This window comes from Octadecabacter dasysiphoniae, assembly GCF_021532615.1.
Taxonomy (GTDB): domain Bacteria; phylum Pseudomonadota; class Alphaproteobacteria; order Rhodobacterales; family Rhodobacteraceae; genus Octadecabacter; species Octadecabacter dasysiphoniae.
In genome coordinates this window covers 380,637-400,752 of record NZ_JAKGAQ010000001.1, presented here as the reverse complement: position 1 = coordinate 400,752, position 20,116 = coordinate 380,637, and the positions used below count along the sequence as shown (strand labels likewise).

Sequence of the window (20,116 nt, the reverse complement as noted above, 5' to 3'; positions counted from 1 at the left end):
TATATGTGCCCCGCAGGGGCGCCCCCGCCCGCGGCACGCGCTGACCAAAGGTCATCCCACGTCCGTCTTACCACGTCGATCATGGCGCAAGTTGGCGTATAAAACATGATTCCGCCACCGTCCGTTGATTTGCAAATAGGCCTGCGCCACGCCTTCATACTTGTAGCCGCAGCTCTCCAACAATCCACGCGACGGTGTGTTTTCCGGCAAACACCCCGCTTCGATCCGGCTCAGGTCTAGCGTGGTAAATGCGTAATGCACGACAGCCTCGATCGCCTCGCGCATATATCCCTGACGCGCATGCGCTTCACCGATCCAGTATCCGGTCGTCCCTGCTTGGGCGGGCCCGCGCCGGATATGATCAAGCGTGATCGCCCCCATTACGGTCTCATCGCTGCGTCGCACGATAAACAAAGGCACTGCTGTACCTGCGGCAATGGAACGCTGTGCCCAATAGACCCGATTGGTGAAACTCTTGCGCGTTAGATGATCTGGCGCCCAAGTCGGTTCCCAATGTGTCAGGAACGCTTTGGAGTCCTGTCTCAGTGCGGCCCATTGACGAAAATCCGCATGTGCGGGCGGGCGCAACGTCAAGCGCTCCGTCTCGAGCCTGATTTTGTTACGGTTCCGCAGCATTATGCAGCCAGCCTACGCCGCAATGCCTCCAGCGCGGGTGCATCATCCACAGGACCATAAAGCGCCATCGCAGACCCTGCGTTCGTGATCAGACCTTCGCCAAAGCTGCGCACATCCCCTGTCGTCACGGCGTCAATACGCTCGATCGTGTCTTCAATCGTTGGCACTTCGCCCCAGATTGCGACCATACGCGCCAGCCGTTCTGCGCGGTTGGATGGGCTTTCCAGCCCCATCAACATCCCAGCCTTCATTTGGGCCCGTGCGCGCGCCACTTCTTGTGCGCTCATGTCGTCGGCGGCGCGTTTCATCTCGTCGATGGTCAGGGTCGCCAGTTCGCCCAATTGTTCGGATGATGTGCCAGCATAAACCGTCATCATGCCTGTGTCTGCGTAGGCACCCGCCTGGGCGAAGATCGTATAACACAGTCCGCGATTTTCGCGCAGTTCCTGAAACAGGCGCGACGACATGCCCCCGCCCATCGCAATTGCATGGATTTGCGCGGCATAGATGCCGGGGTCGCGATAATCCGGTCCTTCAAACGCGAGCGCGAAATGCGCTTGTTCAAGCCCTTTCAACACGCGCTTTTCACCACCCGCGAAGGCCGCGGGCTGCGCGGCATTGGGTATGGATCGTGGCGGTAGATGACCAAACAGCTTTTCCGCCAAGGCAAGCAATTCGTCAGGATCAACCGCCCCTGCAGCGGACAAAATCATCTGGTCGGGGCCATAATGTTCCCCCACAAAATCTGACAGATCTGCACGTGAAAAGCTGCTGACGCGTTCGGTTGGGCCCAGGATTGTGCGGCCAATCGCCTGATCGGGAAACGCCTCTTCCTGGAGCCAGTCAAAAATTATGTCGTCTGGCGTGTCGAGGGCTTGGCCGATTTCTTGCAAAATCACCCCGCGCTCAACCTCAATCTCGCTTTCATCAAATGTCGGGTTCAACAAGATGTCTGCAATGACATCCAACGCCAGCGGTACATCGTTTTCCAAAACCCGCGCGTAATAGGCTGTCATTTCGCGCGATGTATAGGCGTTGATGTATCCGCCCACATCTTCGATCGCTTCGGCGATTTGCAACGCACTGCGCCGCTTGGTGCCCTTGAACGCCATATGTTCAAGAAAATGTGCAATGCCGTTTTGCTCGGGGCGTTCGTGGCGCCCGCCCGCCGTCACCCAAATCCCGATGGATGCGGATTTCAGACCTGGCATTTGTTCGGTGACGATGCGGAACCCGTTAGAGAGCGTGTGTAATTGGACGGTCACTTGGCGATCCGCTCCTTGATCAATGATTGCAATGCGGCCAGATCGTTTGCGACCCGCGTGATACGTTCGTCGCGTTCATAAAGATCGGCCATGTGCGGTGGTAATGGGGGGTGCTGGCCCGTCGCTTTTTCAACTGCGGCAGGGAATTTGGCTGGGTGTGCGGTGGCCAATGTGATCATCGGTGTGGCGGATTGAAACGCCTCGGCCACTTTTACACCAACGGCGCTGTGCGGGCACAAAAGCTCTCCTGATCGGGTTAGCTCCCCCGTGATTGCGGCATAGGTTTCATCCTCTGATGCACGGCCGGATGCAAACGTGTCGCGCAGCATTTCGATGGCACCTTGGCTGATAGTAAACGCGCCTTTGGTCTTCAGTTCGTCCATCTGTTCAGCAACGACACTGCCATCGCGCCCATAGGCGTCAAACAATGCGCGTTCAAAATTCGACGACACCTGAATATCCATCGACGGGCTGATGGATGGCGTGACGCCTTCTTTGGTTTGCGCGCCCGTTTCCAGCGTGCGGTGCAAAATGTCGTTCTGGTTCGTGGCAATCACCAGTTGGTCAATGGGCAGGCCCATGCGTTTGGCGATGTAGCCTGCAAAGATGTCCCCAAAGTTACCTGTCGGCACGGTGAAATTGACGGGGCGGTGCGGCGCGCCGACGGAAACAGCAGAGCTGAAGAAGTAGACAACTTGCGCCAAAACCCGGCCCCAATTGATCGAATTCACACCCGCGAGGTTCACACCGTCGCGGAAGTCAAAATCGTTGAACATGTCCTTAAGCGTGGCTTGGCAATCATCGAAATCGCCATCCATCGCCAGCGCGTGAACGTTGGATTCAACAGGTGTCGTCATTTGACGACGCTGGACTTCGGACACGCGGCCATGGGGGAATAGGATAAAGACATCGACGTTCGTCAGCCCGCGAAACGCCTCAATCGCCGCAGACCCAGTATCACCGGACGTCGCCCCGACAATCGTGATGCGCTTGCCCGACCGCGTCAGGGAGGCCTGGAACATTTGCCCGATCAACTGCATGGCAAAGTCTTTGAACGCGAGCGTCGGACCGTGAAACAGTTCAAGCAAGAAATGATTGCTATCAAGCTGCTTGAGAGGCGCACGGGCCGCGTGGCTGAACCCTGCATAGGCCGCATCGATCAGTCCGCGAAATTCGTCATCCGTAAAGGTTTCGCCAATGAACGGGCGCATGACCGTAAACGCAATATCCTCATAGGATTGGCCCGCCATCGCAGCGATCTGATCGTGGCTTAGGGTCGGGATCACGTCGGGCACATACAATCCACCGTCGCGCGCAAGGCCTGTCATCATCGCCTGTTCGAACGTCAGTTCGGGCGCCGCCCCACGGGTTGAGACATATTTCATATCAGTCTTCCTTTTTGCGCATGGATCGCGCCGTATAGAACATCGTCATCGACAACCAGACCACTGCCAGCAAGAACCATGTGATCGCGTATTCCAGATGGTCGTTCTTAATGTTGCGGGTGTCCACGGCCAAGGGCGTCAAACGGTCATCATATTGCGACGCAGCTGAAAGGACGACCAAAACAGGTTCCGTATTCAGCGCCTGCGCCATTGCCGCAACATCGCGAGCGTACCATTCATCACCCTCTGGGGCTTGGTCAGAAATATCGTCGGGCCAGATCAGATTGCCCTGCACCGTAACGTCACCTGTGAACGGATCAACTGCGTCCGCATAGAGTGGCAGCAATCCCTGATCGAGCATCACCCGCCGCCCGTCAGCCGTTTCGAAAGCGGAAATGATGCGGTGGCCCGTCCCTGCCGCAGTGCCGGAGTCCAGAAACCGGATTTCTTCGCCCGTTGCGGCGCCCTGCATGATGACGGTTAGATAATTGTCAGCCTCTGCATCCACCTGTTCGGGCAGCGGCACCGGATCAGCCGCCACGCGCGCGTTGATGTCTGCAATCACGCCAAGTTTCCAGTCCAACCGGTCCAACTGCCAGAACGCGAGGTACAGCAGCACCGCAATGCCGCCCAAACCGATCACAAGAGGGAAGAGAAGTTTCCGCATGGGGTGCCCCAAATAAAAAGACGCGCAAGGTGTGAATCCTTGCGCGTCTTGTCGTGTCACAATCAGGTCAGGTCAAGATGCCTTACTGGCCCCAGACGTAGACAGCAGCAAAGAGGAACAGCCAGACCACATCAACAAAGTGCCAGTACCAAGCTGCGGCTTCGAAACCGATGTGCTTTTCGGCGGTGAAGTGGTTGCGGCGTACACGCAGGTAGCACACGAACAAGAAGATCGTACCGATCACCACGTGGAAGCCGTGAAAGCCCGTCGCCATAAAGAAGTTCGCGCCATAGATGTTACCCGCAAGGCCGAAGGCCGCGTGGCTATATTCGTAGGCTTGGAAACCGGTAAAGATGATACCGAGGATGACAGCCAGAAGCAGGCCGGATTTTACGTCTTCGCGGTTGTCTTCGTGCACAAGTGCGTGGTGCGCCCATGTTGCGGCGGCACCCGAACACAGCAGGATCAACGTGTTGATCAGCGGCAGGTGCCAAGGGTCGAATGTTTCAATGCCCGCTGGCGGGAACTGACCATCAATCGCCGGGGATTGTGGGCCCATCGGGTACATCGCGTGTTTGAAGAACGACCAGAACCAAGCCGCAAAGAACATGACTTCGGACATGATGAACATGATGAAACCGTAGCGCAGGCCGATGCGCACGACAGGCGTGTGATCACCCTGATGGCTTTCGACGATCACCTCGGCCCACCACGCGTACATGCAATACAGCACGCCAACAAAACCCATCAAGAACAGGTAGGGGTTGTCATTGCTGTCCATCCACAAAACCGCGCCAAACAACATGGCGAAAACGGCAACGCCCGTCATCAAAGGCCAGATCGACGGGGGCAGGATGTGGTAATCGTGGTTCTTTTCGTGGGCCATGGCTGAGGTTCCCTTAAGGTATTGGTCTTAGTTTAATTCGGTGGTCTGCGGCACGGTCAGTGCAGCGTTTTCGATGTCTTCGGGCAGGTCGTTGCGGTGGAACGTATAGCCCAAGGTAATGGTGTGGATATACTTGCCCTCATAGTCGTCCACGATCGCGGGGTCGACAAAAAAGGTGACGGGCATGTTGATCGTCTCGCCCGGTTGCAAGATTTGCTGTTCAAAACAGAAGCAATCAATCTTATCGAAGAATTGCCCAGCCTCGTAGGGGGCAACATTGTAGGACGCGGCGCCTGCAACGGGCTGATCAGTGGGGTTCGTCGCCTCGTAGAAGGCCAACACAGTTTCACCGATGCGGACCTCCATTTCACGCTGCACGGGCTTGAACGTCCATGGCATGTCCCGCGCGAGAGAGGATTCAAACCGCACAGTGATGGTTTGGTCCAGAACTGTATCGCTGCCCGTTGTGGCAACATTCGTAACGCCACCAAATCCGGTCACACGGCAGAACCAGTCATAAAACGGGACAGACGCCCAAGACAGCGCGCCCATCATCACTACAACGCTGACCGCTTGCACGGCTGTCCGGTTCGGGCCTTCGGGGATGCGGTTAAACGGGTTCATGCTCATTGGTTTGCCTCCGCTTCTGCGGCGACCTCGGCTGCGCGCTGTTCAGCGGCTTCAAGGGCACCGGGTTCAAGCTGTGGGCGGGCCACGTGGTCAAATTTTTCCATCTGGCGGATATCAGTGAGGCCAAGAACCTTCACGACGGTCAAACCGAACACAATGCCGATCATCCCCAGCAACAACAGACCAACACCCATGTTGCGGCCTTTGCGGCGTCCGTGGATTTCATGTTCGACTTTGATCGCCATTCTACCAGCCTGCCCAAGCGGTCAGACCGTTGGCACGAAAGAGCGCCTCGACCATCAGCGCGCCAAAGTGACCAAACAGATAATACAGCGACACTTTGAAGGTGTGCTTTTCAACGGCGTGGTTGTCTGCTTCGCTGTCTGCGTCCGTGCGCTGCCAGATGTCATAGCACCCTTTCAGGAACCAGATATTCAGCGCGAGCGCGACCAGCAGATAAAATGGCCCGCCAATCGACGTAAAGCCAAGCCAAAGCGCGACACCCACAAGCGGAACACAATACGCGATGATGTGTTTGCGGGTCACGGTGCGGCCATGTGTTTCTGTCAACATCGGAACACCAGCATCGCCGTAATCAGATTTCACAAACAGCGCCAGCGCCCAGAAATGCGGCGGCGTCCACATGAAGATCAACATGAACATCAGCACGGATTCGATGGATACAGATCCAGTCGCAACGGCCCAACCGATCATCGGAGGAAACGCACCCGCCGCGCCACCAATAACGATGTTCTGCGGGGTCGAGCGTTTGAGCCACATGGAATAGACAACCGCGTAGAAAAAGATCGTGAACGCAAGCAGGCCGGCGGCTAAGGCATTTGTCGCCAGAAACAGCAGCACAATTGCAAAACCTGACAAGGCAAGACCAATGCCCAACGCTTCGCCCGGTTGTACGGCACCCGACGGGATTGGGCGTTTGGCGGTGCGTTTCATCACCGCGTCAATGTCGGCGTCCCACCACATGTTCAACGCACCGGACGCACCCGCACCGACGGCGATGCACAGAATCGCAACGAAACCAATGAATGGGTTAACACCAACAGGGGCGACCAACAGGCCGACAAGCGCAGTAAACACCACCAGTTGCATGACGCGCGGCTTCATCAGAGCGAAATAATCGCCCATCTGCGCCTCATATGTCTGCGTCTGATTTGTCGCGTCAGTCATGTACCGGAACCTCGATCAAAAAAGGGGAAGCCCCAGCGTTTAGGCTGGGAATTCTTCTTTCGCGCCTGCAAGCCATTCTTCGTAGACTGCAGGATCAACGACCTTAACGGTGATCGGCATGTAGGCGTGGTCTTTGCCGCACAATTCGGAACACTGGCCAAAATAGATGCCTTCACGCTCTGCGTTAAACCAAAGCTGGGCAAAACGACCCGGAACCGCATCCTGCTTTACGCCGAATGCAGGGATCGTCCAGGAATGGATCACATCGGCGCCAGTCACGGTCATAACGACAGTCGCACCCACAGGCACAATAACGGCGGTGTCCGTCGCAAGGCGGAATTCGTCTTCGGAATATCCGGCTTCTTCCAACTGTTCGATGATGCCTGCGTTCAGGTTACCTTCGTTGTAACCGATCATGTAGCTTTCAAAGAAAACGTCTTCGTCTGTGTATTCATAGGACCAGAACCACTGATAGCCGGTTACTGTGATGTTGATGTCGCCCTCAGGGATTTCCTGCTGCTTGAACAGGATCGGCAAGGAAAACGCGCCGATAAAGACAAGGATCACGATCGGGACGATTGTCCATGCAACTTCCAATGGGGAGTTGTGTGTGAATGTCGCCGCCTCAGGGTTGCGCTTGGCGTTAAAGCGCAGGACGCACCATGCCATCAGACCGGTGACGAACAGCGAAATGATCGTGATGATCACCAACAGGAACCCGTCCAACCAGACCAGATCGCGCATTAGTTCCGTTGCAGCAGGCTGGAACCCTGTGGCACCGGGTGTTGGCGCGCCGACGATCTCAAGATCTTCAATCGCGGTTTGGGCCGAAGCCATCTGCGCCAGAACCGTTGTGGCGGCAGCAAGGCCAAGACGTTTTGCAACAGTCATCATTTGCATATCAATCCCTAAGTGAGTGAGCGCGGATTTCGCGCTATCGACAATTCCCTTCAACAGGTCCGCTGACGGAATCCCGTTGTATTCACGAAGCGTAATCCCATATCCTTTCCAGCAACTCAAGCGACGTAACCGTGTCAAAGGGTCGCTTTTTGATCCAAATCAAACAATCCAGTCAGGAAACCTGTATGAGCAACGACCCATTCCGCCCGTTTGAGACGAATTTGGACCAAGACAGCGCCTTGGCAATGTTGCGCGATGCGACCAACGGGGCCGATGATGGGGAATTGTTCTTGGAACGTCGCCGAAGCGAAGTTCTATCCTTTGATGACGGGCGCATTCGCACCGCAAGCTATGACGCCTCCGAAGGGTTCGGACTGCGTGCTGTGCGCGGCGAAGTGGCTGGATATGCCCATTCCACGACCATTGACGAACATGCACTGCGCCGCGCCGTTGCGACCACGCAGCTTGCTGTTGGGGCGGGTGGTGGCACGCTGGCAGATGGTCCAGCGCGCACCAACACCGTACTTTACACTGACGCCGATCCAATCGCAGAAGCCACGTTTCCTGCCAAAATCGACCTACTGAAAGAAATTGACGCGTTTTGCCGCGATCTTGATCCGCGCGTGGTTCAAGTCAGCGCGACCCTCGCCGCGTCCCACCAAGAGGTCGTGATTTTGCGCCCCGAAGGCACGTTGGTCACTGACATCCGCCCGATGTCGCGTCTGAACATCAGCGTCATCGTCGAAGAGAACGGTGTGCGCGAATCTGGTGGCATGGGCGGCGGTGGCCGTGCGGGTCTGATCGGCCTGACGTCGCCGGACCACTGGCAACCCGTCGCGCGCGAAGCCTTGCGGATCGCGCTGGTCAATCTTGAGGCCGAACCCGCCCCGGCTGGCGTCATGGATGTGCTGCTTGGCCCCGGCTGGCCCGGTATCCTGCTGCACGAGGCCGTGGGCCATGGGCTTGAAGGGGATTTTAACCGTAAGGGCACATCTGCGTTTGCGGGCCTTATGGGGCAACAAGTCGCTGCGAAGGGCGTAACCGTTCTGGATGATGGCACGATCCCCGATCGGCGCGGGTCCATCACGGTTGACGACGAAGGCACGCCCAGCGCCAAAAATGTGTTGATCGAAGACGGTGTCTTGGTTGGATTTATGCAAGACCGCCAGAACGCGCGCCTGATGGGTGTCGCACCAACAGGCAACGGGCGGCGCGAAAGTTTCGCCCATATCCCGATGCCACGCATGACCAACACCTACATGCTGGGCGGGGGCGCAGACCCGAAAGATATGCTCGCCGGCTTGAAAGACGGTATTTATGCGGTCGGATTTGGGGGCGGTCAGGTCGACATTACCAACGGCAAATTTGTGTTCAGCTGCACCGAAGCCTACCGCGTCAAGAATGGTCAGGTCGGCGCGCCCGTCAAAGGCGCGACCCTTATTGGCGATGGCGCTACGGCCCTGAAACAAATCCGCGGCATCGGCAACGACATGGCGCTCGACCCTGGTATCGGAAATTGTGGCAAAGCCGGCCAATGGGTGCCCGTGGGCGTTGGCCAGCCAAGCCTGATGATCGGTGGTTTGACCGTGGGTGGGGCGGCAACCTGAATGCGGCGTTGGACTGCTTTGTGCAAAGTGCGAACGCCTGACACAAAGGATGTCGATTGACCTCTCTCCACCCGTTTCGCACACCCCGCCTTTCGGGCGCTGAGGTTGGCTGGGCACGGCCCTTGCTGGCAGTTGTCTTTGGCCTTGCCGTTCCGTCGTTGATGGGATGGGTGATGATCTACATTCATGGCGCGACGCTTTCGGGGCCACCCAAAGACGGCAGCGGATATACCCTCAACGATCATCTCGCGTTTGTATCGGCGTTTGTCGCAGCCTCGATCATCGTGACGTGGATGATGATACCCATCGCCGTGATGGCAATGCGCGCGGCAGCGATGTTGGGCTGGGCAGGTTGGGGCACCGCGCTTTTGGGGTCATGGGCTGTTGGCCTGCCCGTTGTTCATGTGATGTTGAATGGAGATTTGACGACAGACGGAAACGGGTTGTTGCCCCATATTACCCTGGCCATTGCGATCCTCGCACTGTCTATTTGGGCGTCGTTTTGGGCCCTGTTGGCGGTGTGGGAAACGCGGCCAGTCAAAAAGCCCGAATTTTAAGGCTAAATAATAACCTCTCGTTAACCTCGACGCCCTAAACCTGATTCTGCAACAGACGGAGAACAGGATGATCGTGGACAACAGCTCTTCCACTCACCCCCCACTCCCACCCACCACGGAAGATGAACGAATTGCCCGACTTCGTCTGTTGCGCTCACGGCGGGTTGGTCCTGCGACCTATCGGCGATTGCTGCGCGAACATGGTACAGCGATCGCAGCGCTTGACGCCTTGCCAGATATCGCCAAAGCCTCTGGCGTTTCCGATTATCAGATTTGCCCAATGGGCGTCGTACTGGCTGAGCTAAAGTCCGGGCGCGCCGCCAAAGCCCGCCTTGTGTTTGAAGGCGATCCCGACTTTCCCACGGACCTTGCCCAAATTGACGACGCACCCGTGATGCTTTGGATGACAGGCACGACATCCGTGTTGGAACGCCCCCTTGTGGCGTTGGTTGGCGCGCGCAATGCATCCTCACTCGGGACGCGCATGGCGCGCAAACTGGCTCAGGATTTGGGTGAAGCGGGTTTTACCGTCGTATCCGGCCTTGCACGCGGCGTCGACGCAGCCGCGCACGACGGGGCCTTGCAGACCGGAACAATCGCCGTGGTCGCCGGTGGTGTTGACGTGCTGTACCCTGCCGAAAACGCAAAACTTGCTCAATCGATCGGCAGCGTCGGCCTGCGCATTTCGGACCAACCGATCGGCCTGCAACCGCAAGCCCGCCATTTTGTCGCGCGCAACCGGATCATTTCGGGCATGTCGCAAGCAACCGTTGTCATCGAGGCCGCCGCGAAATCGGGCAGCCTGATCACGGCACGCACGGCACTTGATCAGGGCCGTGATGTGCTGGCCGTGCCGGGGCATCCGTTTGATGCGCGCGCGTCGGGGTGCAACATGTTAATCCGTGACGGTGCGACGCTCGTGCGCGGTGTACGCGATATTCTCGATCATATCGGTGATCCGAAAACAGTCGCGCCGGAATTACCGCTCGACACGCCTGCGCCGCCACGATCCTTGCGCGAAACGGCCGTCTTGCATGATGAAATCCTGTCACGTCTCAGCCCCGCGCCCATGGCCGAAGATCAGCTGATCCGCAGCCTTGGGGCAGCCGCCACCGCCGTGGCGCCAGTGTTGGTCGACCTCGAACTTGACGGCAAAGTCATCCGTCAAGCGGGGGGAATGTTGGCCTGCGCTGTGTAATCCTTCAGTCAAATACGCGGCATTTGGGCGGCTAAATTAGCATCGCCTCAGATGCCTCATTGACAATCCCCCAAGCCCCCCCACATTTTGCCGGACCACGAACGCCGTGTGTTTTGAAAGGATTACCATGCCTGTTGTTGTCGTCGAATCTCCGGCTAAGGCCAAGACAATCAACAAGTATTTGGGGTCAGACTATACTGTTTTGGCGTCCTATGGACACGTCCGTGACCTGCCCCCCAAAGACGGATCAGTAGACCCGGACAACGACTTTGACATGCTTTGGGAAGTCGCGAGCGACAGCAAAAAGCACATCAAAGCCATCGCCGATGCACTGGCAAACGACAACGAATTGATCCTCGCGACCGACCCGGACCGCGAAGGAGAGGCAATCAGCTGGCACCTCGAAGAGGCATTGCGCAAACGTAAAGTCATCAAGAAAGACACGCCCGTTTCGCGCGTTGTGTTCAACGCGATCACCAAAACCGCCGTCACCGAGGCGATGAAAAACCCGCGCATCGTCGACCAGCCGCTGGTGGACGCCTATTTGGCGCGCCGCGCACTTGATTATCTGGTGGGCTTTAAGCTGTCCCCGGTTTTGTGGCGCCGCCTGCCCGGCGCGAAATCTGCGGGCCGCGTGCAATCGGTCACCCTGCGCATCATCGTTGAGCGCGAGATGGAGATCGAGGCGTTCAACAACCGCGAATATTGGTCCGTCAAAGCGCAGCTTACGACCCCGCGCAACCAGACTGTTGATGCGCGTTTGACCGTTTTGGCGGGTAAAAAGCTCGATAAGTTCGATCTTGAGAACGCGACGCAGGCGGAACTGGCCCAACAGGCCGTGCAATCGCGCGATCTGACGGTCAAATCAGTCGAAGCCAAACCTGCCAACCGCAACCCGTCCGCGCCGTTCATGACATCGACCTTGCAACAAGAGGCATCGCGCAAATTCGGTTTTGGCGCGCGCATGACGATGAACGCCGCCCAGCGTTTGTACGAAGCAGGCTTGATCACATACATGCGAACCGACGGCATCGACATGGCCCCCGAAGCCGTGACCGCTGCACGCGAAGCAATCGCTGCGAAATTCGGCAAAGATTACGTCCCCGCAAAGCCACGCATCTATAAAAACAAAGCTAAAAACGCCCAAGAGGCCCACGAATGCGTGCGCCCGACTGATTTGATGCTGTCCGCAGAAGAAGCAAAGATCGCCGATCCGGACCAGCGAAAACTGTACGATCTGATCTACAAACGCACCATTTCCAGCCAGATGGAAGCGGCGCGGATGGAACGCACAACCGTCGATATCGGGTCTGCGGATGGTCAGGTCGAACTGCGGGCGACGGGTCAGGTTGTTCTGTTTGACGGATTTTTGCGAGTCTATGAAGAAGGCCGCGATGACGTCGAGGATGACAAGCTCACCGATGACGACGACAAACGTCTACCCCAGGTTGCCCAAGGCGAGGCGATCGGCAAAACCTCTGTCACGCCGGAACAGCATTTCACCCAACCGCCGCCCCGCTATACCGAGGCCACGTTGGTCAAACGCATGGAAGAGCTCGGCATTGGGCGCCCGTCTACATATGCCTCAATTGTGACGACAATTCAGGATCGCGAATACGTTCGCAAAGAGAAAAACCGCCTGATCCCGGAAGATAAAGGGCGGTTGGTCACGGCGTTTCTGACCAATTATTTCCGCAAATATGTCGGCTACGATTACACCGCGTCGCTGGAGGAAGAACTGGATCACGTGTCCGCCGGGGATGCGGATTACAAGAAAGTCTTGTCTGATTTCTGGGTCGATTTCAAAGTCACGATTGACGAAGCGATGGACAATTCCATCACAGAAGTCCTTGAAAAGATTAACGATGTCCTCGCGCCGCACATCTTCCCGCCCAATGAAGAAGGCACCGATCCACGCCTCTGCCCAAACTGTGGTGAAGGCCGTTTGTCCATGCGCACCGCACGTTCTGGTGGCGCTTTCATCGGCTGTTCCAACTATCCGGAATGCAAATACACCCGCGCCTTTGGCCCCCCCGGCGCAGAAGACACATCCGGCATCCCGCCAGAGGGTAAAAACCTTGGTCAGGATGACGGCGATAACATCTGGATTCATAAGGGTCGTTTCGGCCCCTATGCCCAGCGCGGTGAGGTCACGGACGACAACCCGAAACCCAACCGTCAGTCGATTCCCAAGGAATGGCCCCCCGAAGACATCACGCTGGAAACAGCTGTCAGATTGCTATCGCTGCCCCGCTTTATTGGCACCCACCCGGAAGACGGCGTGAATGTTTTTGCCAATATCGGGCGCTATGGCCCCTATTTGAAGCACGCAGAATCCACATCTGAACGTGGCGGCACGAACGCGAACCTCGAAACCCTTGAGGATGTGTTTACCGTCGGGATGAACCACGCGGTTGAACTGTTGGCCGCAAAGGTCGCCAGCCGTGGACAACGTGGCAAAGCGGCGGTGCCGATCCGTGAACTCGGCGAACACCCCGATGTGGGCGGCCCTGTGAACGTGTTTGACGGCAAATACGGGCCTTACGTGAAATGGGACAAGATCAACGCCACGATCCCTGACACGGTTGAGGTCGCAGACCTGACACTGTCACAGGCCGTCACGTTGATCGAAGAGCGTGCAGCAAAAGCAGGCAAAAAGGTCGCCCGCAAGGCACCTGCCAAGAAAAAAGCGCCCGCCAAAAAAGCCAGTGCAAAAAAGCCAGCTGCGAAGAAACCCGCTGCCAAAAAGAAACCTGCGAAAAAGGCATAATTAATGCAACCGGTTGCAAAATCGGCGCCGCATCGCAGCATTTGCATTGACACCCCCGCCGCCGCACGTATCAATACGGCAACTTTACAGGGGGTTTTATGCAGAAAATCTATCCAAACGCCGCCGCAGCGCTCGATGGGCTGTTGCAGGATGGCATGTTCATCGCGGCGGGTGGCTTTGGCCTGTGCGGTATTCCGGAACTGCTGCTCAGCGCGATTAAGGACGCGGGCACGAAGGATCTGACGTTTGCGTCCAACAACGCGGGCGTTGACGATTTTGGCATCGGTATCTTGCTGCAAACGCGCCAAGTCAAAAAGATGATCAGTTCCTATGTCGGTGAAAACGCCGAATTCATGCGCCAGTATCTGTCTGGAGAGCTTGAGCTGGAATTTAACCCCCAAGGCACACTGGCCGAACGCATGCGATCAGGCGGCTGTGGCATCCCGGGTTTTTACACCAAGACAGGCGTCGGAACGGTTATTGCGGACGGCAAAGAACACAAAGATTTCCCGACGGGGCCAGACGGCGCGCCGGAAACCTACATCATGGAAGAAGGCATCTTTGCCGATCTGGCCATCGTGAAGGCGTGGAAAGCGGACGAAACCGGCAACCTAGTGTTCCGCAAAACCGCCCGTAACTTCAACCCGCCCGCAGCCATGTGCGGTAAGACCTGCGTTGTTGAAGTCGAAGAAATCGTGCCCGTCGGATCGCTAGACCCCGACGCCATCCACCTGCCCGGTATTTATGTGCACCGCATTATTCAGGGCGACCACGAAAAGCGCATCGAACAGCGCACCGTTCGGGAGAAGTCATAATGTGGGATCGCAATCAAATGGCCGCGCGCGCGGCGGACGAACTCGAAGATGGCTGGTACGTAAACCTCGGCATCGGCATCCCGACGCTTGTGGCAAATTACGTGGGCGACAAAGATATTACGCTGCAATCCGAAAACGGCATGCTTGGCATGGGGCCGTTTCCTTTTGCGGGCGACGAAAACCCTGATCTGATCAACGCAGGCAAACAGACGATCACGGAATTGCGCCGCACGTCCTATTTTGATTCCGCGCAATCCTTTGGCATGATCCGTGGCGGCAAAATCGCAGCCGCGATCCTTGGCGCGATGGAAGTTGACGAAAAGGGTGATCTGGCCAACTGGATGATCCCCGGCAAGCTCGTCAAAGGTATGGGCGGCGCGATGGATCTGGTTGCAGGTGTTGGCCGCGTGATTGTCGTGATGGATCACACCAACAAACACGGTGACAGCAAGTTGCTGCGCGAATGCACCCTTCCTCTCACTGGCAAAGGTGTGGTTGACCGCATTATCACGAACCTCGGCGTGTTGGACGTCGTAGAAGGTGGGTTGAAGATCGTGGAATGCGCTGATGGCGTGACCGAGGACGAACTGCGCGCCGCAACAGAAGCGACGATTGTCTGATCCCAGTATCTCCGAAGAACAAAGCGGCTCTAAGGGCCGCTTTGTCATTGCCACGCCCGAAGGTGAGGCAGAACTGACATTTTCCATCCTGTCCCCGCGCCTGCGCATCGCCGATCATACGTCCGTGCCAAAGGCGCTCGAAGGGCACGGATACGCTTATAAATTAATGCTACATCTGATCGAAGACGCCAAATCGCAAGGCTATAAAATCGTACCACTGTGCCCTTATGTGAACGCCCAGCGCGCCAAACATCCGGAATGGTCAGACTACTTTTCGATCTAGCGCGAAGGCGCCAAAGCGCTTGATTTGGTGAATTCCACGTAAAATCGTTTCCCAAACGGATACAAAGCCATAGTCTCGCCCTATTCTGTCGCTAATCGCGAAAGGATGAGCATGAGCAGTGCAAACCCGACGAATATCGCCCCTCCCCCGGTCCCGAAAGGCACGGGGCGAAGATGGCGTGACATTGCCCTTTTGGGGGCACTTTTTGCGTTTGTGATTGCAGGTCTTGCCGGATTGGCTGCGGCCACGGGGTGGGAAGAAACCAAACATCAGTTGATGCAGCTCAGCCTCAACCAATTTCTTATCCTGCTGGCGCTGAGCCTCGTGAATTATCTGTTTCGCGGCGCGCGTTGGCATTTGTTTTCCAACCGGCTTGGACTGCCAACGACCTTTGTGCAGGACTTGCGCCATTTCTTGGGTGGCTTCGCGATGTCGGTCACACCGGGCCGCGTGGGCGAGCTGATCCGCATGCGTTGGCTCAAGCGTGAAACGGGCTGGGCTGTTGAACGCACAGCACCGCTTGTGCTTATGGATCGTGCGTCGGACCTTGCGGCGATGGGCCTAATCCTTGCGGGTGGCCTTGCGTTGTCGGCGGGCGGCATTGCCATGGCAACGCCTGTCGCGATCCTCGCGCTTGCGGCTGCTTTTGTGGCCACGCGCCCCACACTTCTGGCAGGTTGCGTCACGACCCTGTACCGAGTGATCGGAAAATTCCCACGCCTTATGGCCCGAATTCGCACTGCGGCACGCAGCTTGGGTATCTTTTCCAGTGGTCCCATCATGGCGGCGGCCCTTGGGCTGGGCCTGATCGGTTGGATCGCCGAAGGCTACGCATTCCATCTTTTGTTGATGTGGATGGGGGCTGATATCGGTTTGGCCAAAGCCATCGCTATTTTCACCTTCGCCACCCTTGCAGGTGGACTGACGGGTGCACCTGGTGGCGTTGGCGGGGCGGAGGCTGCGATGGTCGCGCTGCTGTCCCTTGAAGGTGTTCCGCTTGATGTGTCCATCCCCGCCACAGCCGTCATCCGCCTGACGACGCTTTGGTTTGCGATCCTGATTGGTCTTGCGATCTTTCCGCTGGCTGAACGGATGTCCAACACGGCTGCACGCACATGAGCGAAACCGAATACACAGGTTGGGGCCGCGCATTGCGCGCCAAGGGCATATTGACCCGCCCCGATACCCCATCGGCACTGAAGGCGGATGCGCCCGCGACAGGCAACCGAAGGTCTTACGGCGATGCGCCCCTGAACAGCGGTGGTACGGCTATGGACATGACACGGCTGGACCGCATCATCGCATTTGATCGTGAAACAGGTGTGCTGACGGTTGAGGCCGGGATTACCTTGGGCGAACTTGCCCGATTGCTGGCCCCACAAGGCTGGTTGCCCGCCGTGATGCCCGGTACAGGATTTGCCACGGTCGGCGGGGCCATCGCGATGGACGTGCATGGCAAGAACCACCATATCGCAGGGTCGTTTTGTCGGCACGTGACAGCCATCACGTTGATTCAGGACAAGCCGCGCAAAATCACACCAAAATCCGGCGCGCTGTGGAAGGCCACGTGCGGCGGCTTGGGCCAGACCGGCATCATCGCACAGGCAACCCTACAACTGACACGCGCACGCGGCGACATGATGTTGGTGTCCGAGCGGCGTGCAACCGATTGGGACCACCACATCGCACTGCTGGATGCGTCCGACGCGCCCTACACTGTTGGCTGGATTGACGCGACCGCGACGGGCGATGCCTTGGGCCGTGGGATCGTCGAAGAAGGCGAAACCTGCAGAGGGCTGCGCCCGTCCGCGCGCGGCACCAAGAAAATTCCGATGGATGCGCCCCATTGGGCGTTGTCTGGCCCCATCGTCAAAGCGTTTAACGCTGCATATTACCGCCGCGTCCCGAAGTCAGGTCGCACGGTCGTGCGCACAATTCAGGACTTTTTCTTTCCGCTCGATAAAATTCACGACTGGAACCGCCTTTATGGAAAACGCGGGTTTCACCAGTTTCAATGCGTTGTTCCGCTGGATCAATCCGGCGCACTGCGCGACATGATGAAAATGATTGCGCGCTCCGGCCTTGCCTCCCCTCTTGCGGTTCTCAAACGCATGGGTGAAGGGCGCGAAGGCTATATGTCTTTTCCGATGGAAGGCTATACGCTGGCCGTGGATTTCCCGAACCGACCACAGGCCCGCCGCCTGATTGCAAAACTCGAGGCGGCGACTGTGGCTGCGGGTGGTCGTTTGTACCTCGCCAAAGATGCTCTTTCATCCGGTGATGCGATCAAGGCCATGTATCCTGACACCCCCAAATGGGCCCGCACGGTGGCGAAAGCCGATCCAGACGGGCACCTTCAAACCGACATGACACGCCGATTGGACCTAAGGACAATATGATGAACGACACTTGGATTATTCTTGGCGCGAGCTCGACCATCGCGAAGGCCTTCACCCGTTCGGTCGCCGAAACCGGCGCACATGTGATTCTTGCTGGTCGTCGGATGGACGATCTGGACGCAACTGCCGCAGATGCATCCGCGCGCGGTGCCGCGGGTGCGACGCCTGTGATGTTTGATGCCCGTGATCCCGCGACCTTTCAGCAGATTGTTGATACGGCAGTGGCCACGGGTGGCACCGTGTCCTGTGCGGTCTTCGTGGGCTCGATGCCCGCGCAGGACGCCATCGATGCAGATCCAAGCCTTATTGACGGGACGATCACAGACAGCCTCACGGGGCCTGCGCGGTTCTTGCAAATGCTTGCGCCACTGATGGAAGCCCAAGGCGACGGCGCGATTGTCGGTGTTGGGTCCGTTGCGGGTGATCGCGGACGGGTCGGAAATTATGTTTACGGCGCTGCGAAGGCCGGGTTTGCGACCTATCTGTCTGGCCTGCGCAATGCGCTTGGCCGTCACGGTGTTCATGTGCTGACCGTCAAACCGGGCCCCGTTGATACGGCGATGACCGCTGGGCTTGGCAAACAGCCGTTCATGACGACGGCAGATGCGGTTGTTGCGGATATTCACAAGGCCTTGGCCAAAAAACGCAATGTTCTTTACACCAAGCTGATCTGGTGGCCGGTTATGACAATCATCAAATTGATCCCCGAGCCGATCTTTAAAAAGATGTCGATCTGATCTTTGATCAGCGCCTGCGGCGGGCGTGCTTGCGCCTGCGGCGGGCGGGGCGCGCACGCTAACGCGTGCGCAAGGAAGAAAGAGGGGCTCTGCCCCCGCTTCGCTCCCCCGGAATATTTAGAAACCAAAGACGGGGTCTAGACCGCTGCTAGCCGAAAAAGCGGGTGAACCATTCCGACCACAACCCGGCCGCGTAAAACAGTAAGGACAGGGTGATCATGAGGTAGCCGATCCCGCGAATATCGCTCATGGCGAAGACGATCGGATCATAATCCATTTGCCCCATATAGCCCAATCTGATCATCCGGTAGAGCCAGCCCGCAATCGGGGCAAGTGCGACCCACATCAACCATTGATCGGGATAGAGCGACAATGCTTGATCCGAGTAGGAATACAAAAAAAAGATTACCAACGCACCGACCATGCCCACAGCAGACATGTTTAAAAGATCGCCCATATCACGGCGCGCATATCCCCGGCCGGGCAACGGGTTTTCGTCTTTGGCCAAGGCAAGTTCTGTCATCCGTTTGACACAGCCAAGCGAAACGAAGACCGGAAAGATAAAGATCAGCATGAAAACCGAGGCATCGACCCCGCTTGCCGCCGCACCGGCAACAACGCGCAACGTGTAAAGCGACGCGAGCACCATGATATCAATCCAGCGCATCCGTTTCAGCCGCAGCGAATAGGCCAGCGACAACGCCATATAAAACGCCACAACGCCAAACATCTGCCCCGACAGCATTAATGCGATGCCCAAGGCGATCACCCCAAGTGCGGCACAGGCCATCATCCCGATCGGGATCGGTACGGTTCCGGCAGCAAACGGGCGTTTGCATTTTTTGACGTGCAGCCTGTCCGCTTCGATATCGAGCAGATCGTTGACGATATATATACAAGACGCCGCTGCCGAGAAACTGACGATGCCGAGGCAGACCGCCAAAAAGGTATCGAGAAAGAACGCATGTGCCGCGATCATCGGCAAAAACAGCAAGACATTCTTAACCCATTGGTGCGGACGCATGGCCTTTAGCACCGCTTTGGGGGACCAACCGCCCTCTACCTTTATGACGCGGTCCAACCCTTTGGCGCCGCCGCCTGCGCTGCCGACAACGATTGCCTGATCTGCGTGATCCCAGATTTTGCGGTCGCTTTTGTCGTTACCCGCGTAATCGAAGCCGGCCTCACCATATGCGGCGACCAATGCGTCTGCTTTGGCCTGTCCTTTCAGGTTCACGCCATCTTGGGACGCGAAGACGCGTTCAATCCCGTAGTGATCCGCCAACGGTTTGACCAAAGAAATGTCAGACGCGGACGCAATTGCGACCTCGCGGCCAGATTCCCGCGCATCAAGCGCCATGGCAGCGATCTGTGCGTTGACGGGCAGCAGATCAACACGAAGCGGAGCGATGCGGGCGATCTCGGCCTTGAAGGCCGCGCGATCACCGATCAGCGAAAATGCCTTGAACGTGGCGGCCGGATCTTGCCCGAGGCCCTGCCATATCCCTTCAAGCAACATATCCGTGCGCAGCAGTGTGCCATCCGCATCCAAAACGAGAGGTTTCGAAGACAT

Annotated in this window: 20 protein-coding genes; 10 read left to right on the top strand and 10 right to left on the bottom strand. The window is 57.4% G+C overall.

Translation table 11 applies throughout. The annotated features are described in order from the left end of the window. Positions 1 to 51: 51 nt before the first annotated feature. From L0664_RS01915 to coxB, 9 genes are all read right to left on the bottom strand, one after another. On the bottom strand, positions 52 to 636 hold the full coding sequence (locus L0664_RS01915) for a GNAT family N-acetyltransferase (protein ID WP_235223935.1): 585 nt from the start codon (positions 634 to 636) through the stop codon (positions 52 to 54). After that, complete coding sequence (locus L0664_RS01910; RefSeq protein WP_235223934.1) at positions 636 to 1,901, bottom strand: M16 family metallopeptidase; 1,266 nt, start codon at positions 1,899 to 1,901, stop codon at positions 636 to 638. The genes L0664_RS01915 and L0664_RS01910 overlap by 1 nt, the downstream gene beginning before the upstream one ends. Next, the gene (gene thrC, locus L0664_RS01905; protein ID WP_235223933.1) at positions 1,898 to 3,286 is read right to left on the bottom strand and encodes a threonine synthase; all 1,389 of its coding nucleotides are present in this window, start codon (positions 3,284 to 3,286) and stop codon (positions 1,898 to 1,900) included. Before thrC ends, L0664_RS01910 begins: the two co-directional genes overlap by 4 nt. 1 nt (position 3,287) lies before the next feature. Further along, on the bottom strand, positions 3,288 to 3,953 hold the full coding sequence (locus tag L0664_RS01900; protein WP_235223932.1) for an SURF1 family protein: 666 nt from the start codon (positions 3,951 to 3,953) through the stop codon (positions 3,288 to 3,290). Between the two features lie 82 nt (positions 3,954 to 4,035). Then, positions 4,036 to 4,839, bottom strand: a complete 804-nt coding sequence (locus tag L0664_RS01895) for a cytochrome c oxidase subunit 3 (RefSeq protein WP_235223931.1) — start codon at positions 4,837 to 4,839, stop codon at positions 4,036 to 4,038. A 27-nt stretch (positions 4,840 to 4,866) separates the two neighbouring features. Next, positions 4,867 to 5,469, bottom strand: coding sequence for a cytochrome c oxidase assembly protein (locus tag L0664_RS01890; protein ID WP_235223930.1), 603 nt, complete (start codon positions 5,467 to 5,469; stop codon positions 4,867 to 4,869). Continuing rightward, positions 5,466 to 5,714 (bottom strand): hypothetical protein, encoded by a 249-nt coding sequence (locus L0664_RS01885; RefSeq protein WP_235223929.1) that lies wholly within the window; start codon positions 5,712 to 5,714, stop codon positions 5,466 to 5,468. Before L0664_RS01885 ends, L0664_RS01890 begins: the two co-directional genes overlap by 4 nt. 1 nt (position 5,715) lies before the next feature. After that, positions 5,716 to 6,657, bottom strand: a complete 942-nt coding sequence (gene cyoE / locus L0664_RS01880) for a heme o synthase (RefSeq protein WP_235223928.1) — start codon at positions 6,655 to 6,657, stop codon at positions 5,716 to 5,718. 39 nt (positions 6,658 to 6,696) lie between these two features. Beyond that, positions 6,697 to 7,551 (bottom strand): cytochrome c oxidase subunit II, encoded by an 855-nt coding sequence (coxB, locus tag L0664_RS01875; protein ID WP_235223927.1) that lies wholly within the window; start codon positions 7,549 to 7,551, stop codon positions 6,697 to 6,699. Positions 7,552 to 7,742: 191 nt separating this feature from the next. On the opposite strand from coxB, the gene tldD reads away from it, so the two are divergent. The 10 genes from tldD to L0664_RS01825 all read left to right on the top strand — a co-directional run bounded on the left by tldD (position 7,743) and on the right by L0664_RS01825 (position 18,543). Next, entirely contained in the window at positions 7,743 to 9,164 is a 1,422-nt protein-coding gene (gene tldD, locus L0664_RS01870) for a metalloprotease TldD (RefSeq protein WP_235223926.1), read from the top strand. Between the two features lie 56 nt (positions 9,165 to 9,220). Next, positions 9,221 to 9,721 carry a hypothetical protein gene (locus tag L0664_RS01865; protein ID WP_235223925.1) on the top strand — a complete coding sequence of 167 codons (501 nt, stop codon included), beginning with the start codon at positions 9,221 to 9,223 and terminating at the stop codon, positions 9,719 to 9,721. A gap of 67 nt (positions 9,722 to 9,788) precedes the next feature. Further along, entirely contained in the window at positions 9,789 to 10,919 is a 1,131-nt protein-coding gene (gene dprA, locus L0664_RS01860; protein WP_235223924.1) for a DNA-processing protein DprA, read from the top strand. Positions 10,920 to 11,046: 127 nt separating this feature from the next. Beyond that, on the top strand, positions 11,047 to 13,689 hold the full coding sequence (gene topA, locus L0664_RS01855) for a type I DNA topoisomerase (protein ID WP_235223923.1): 2,643 nt from the start codon (positions 11,047 to 11,049) through the stop codon (positions 13,687 to 13,689). Positions 13,690 to 13,787: 98 nt separating this feature from the next. After that, positions 13,788 to 14,504, top strand: coding sequence for a CoA transferase subunit A (locus L0664_RS01850; RefSeq protein WP_235223922.1), 717 nt, complete (start codon positions 13,788 to 13,790; stop codon positions 14,502 to 14,504). Further along, positions 14,501 to 15,124, top strand: coding sequence for a 3-oxoacid CoA-transferase subunit B (locus L0664_RS01845; RefSeq protein WP_235224881.1), 624 nt, complete (start codon positions 14,501 to 14,503; stop codon positions 15,122 to 15,124). The genes L0664_RS01850 and L0664_RS01845 overlap by 4 nt, the downstream gene beginning before the upstream one ends. Continuing rightward, positions 15,117 to 15,407 carry a GNAT family N-acetyltransferase gene (locus L0664_RS01840; protein ID WP_235223921.1) on the top strand — a complete coding sequence of 97 codons (291 nt, stop codon included), beginning with the start codon at positions 15,117 to 15,119 and terminating at the stop codon, positions 15,405 to 15,407. The genes L0664_RS01845 and L0664_RS01840 overlap by 8 nt, the downstream gene beginning before the upstream one ends. Before the next feature lie 111 nt (positions 15,408 to 15,518). Then, positions 15,519 to 16,526: a lysylphosphatidylglycerol synthase transmembrane domain-containing protein gene (locus L0664_RS01835; RefSeq protein WP_235223920.1), complete on the top strand. Its 1,008-nt coding sequence runs from the start codon at positions 15,519 to 15,521 to the stop codon at positions 16,524 to 16,526. Next, positions 16,523 to 17,806 (top strand): FAD-binding oxidoreductase, encoded by a 1,284-nt coding sequence (locus tag L0664_RS01830; protein WP_235223919.1) that lies wholly within the window; start codon positions 16,523 to 16,525, stop codon positions 17,804 to 17,806. The genes L0664_RS01835 and L0664_RS01830 overlap by 4 nt, the downstream gene beginning before the upstream one ends. Beyond that, entirely contained in the window at positions 17,806 to 18,543 is a 738-nt protein-coding gene (locus tag L0664_RS01825; protein WP_235223918.1) for an SDR family NAD(P)-dependent oxidoreductase, read from the top strand. The genes L0664_RS01830 and L0664_RS01825 overlap by 1 nt, the downstream gene beginning before the upstream one ends. Positions 18,544 to 18,691: 148 nt before the next feature. Here L0664_RS01825 and L0664_RS01820 read toward each other — a convergent pair whose 3' ends face one another. Then, positions 18,692 to 20,116, bottom strand: coding sequence for a UbiA family prenyltransferase (locus tag L0664_RS01820; RefSeq protein ID WP_235223917.1), 1,425 nt, complete (start codon positions 20,114 to 20,116; stop codon positions 18,692 to 18,694).

Coding starts and splice junctions, on each gene's coding strand:
- L0664_RS01835 (WP_235223920.1), top strand. CDS start 15,519: ATGAGCAGTGCAAACCCGACGAATATCGCCCCTCCCCCGGTCCCGAAA.
- cyoE (WP_235223928.1), bottom strand. CDS start 6,657: ATGACTGACGCGACAAATCAGACGCAGACATATGAGGCGCAGATGGGC.
- topA (WP_235223923.1), top strand. CDS start 11,047: ATGCCTGTTGTTGTCGTCGAATCTCCGGCTAAGGCCAAGACAATCAAC.
- L0664_RS01820 (WP_235223917.1), bottom strand. CDS start 20,116: ATGTCTTCGAAACCTCTCGTTTTGGATGCGGATGGCACACTGCTGCGC.
- L0664_RS01895 (WP_235223931.1), bottom strand. CDS start 4,839: ATGGCCCACGAAAAGAACCACGATTACCACATCCTGCCCCCGTCGATC.
- tldD (WP_235223926.1), top strand. CDS start 7,743: ATGAGCAACGACCCATTCCGCCCGTTTGAGACGAATTTGGACCAAGAC.
- L0664_RS01900 (WP_235223932.1), bottom strand. CDS start 3,953: ATGCGGAAACTTCTCTTCCCTCTTGTGATCGGTTTGGGCGGCATTGCG.
- L0664_RS01915 (WP_235223935.1), bottom strand. CDS start 636: ATGCTGCGGAACCGTAACAAAATCAGGCTCGAGACGGAGCGCTTGACG.
- dprA (WP_235223924.1), top strand. CDS start 9,789: ATGATCGTGGACAACAGCTCTTCCACTCACCCCCCACTCCCACCCACC.
- L0664_RS01825 (WP_235223918.1), top strand. CDS start 17,806: ATGAACGACACTTGGATTATTCTTGGCGCGAGCTCGACCATCGCGAAG.
- coxB (WP_235223927.1), bottom strand. CDS start 7,551: ATGATGACTGTTGCAAAACGTCTTGGCCTTGCTGCCGCCACAACGGTT.
- L0664_RS01850 (WP_235223922.1), top strand. CDS start 13,788: ATGCAGAAAATCTATCCAAACGCCGCCGCAGCGCTCGATGGGCTGTTG.
- L0664_RS01830 (WP_235223919.1), top strand. CDS start 16,523: ATGAGCGAAACCGAATACACAGGTTGGGGCCGCGCATTGCGCGCCAAG.
- L0664_RS01885 (WP_235223929.1), bottom strand. CDS start 5,714: ATGGCGATCAAAGTCGAACATGAAATCCACGGACGCCGCAAAGGCCGC.
- thrC (WP_235223933.1), bottom strand. CDS start 3,286: ATGAAATATGTCTCAACCCGTGGGGCGGCGCCCGAACTGACGTTCGAA.
- L0664_RS01890 (WP_235223930.1), bottom strand. CDS start 5,469: ATGAGCATGAACCCGTTTAACCGCATCCCCGAAGGCCCGAACCGGACA.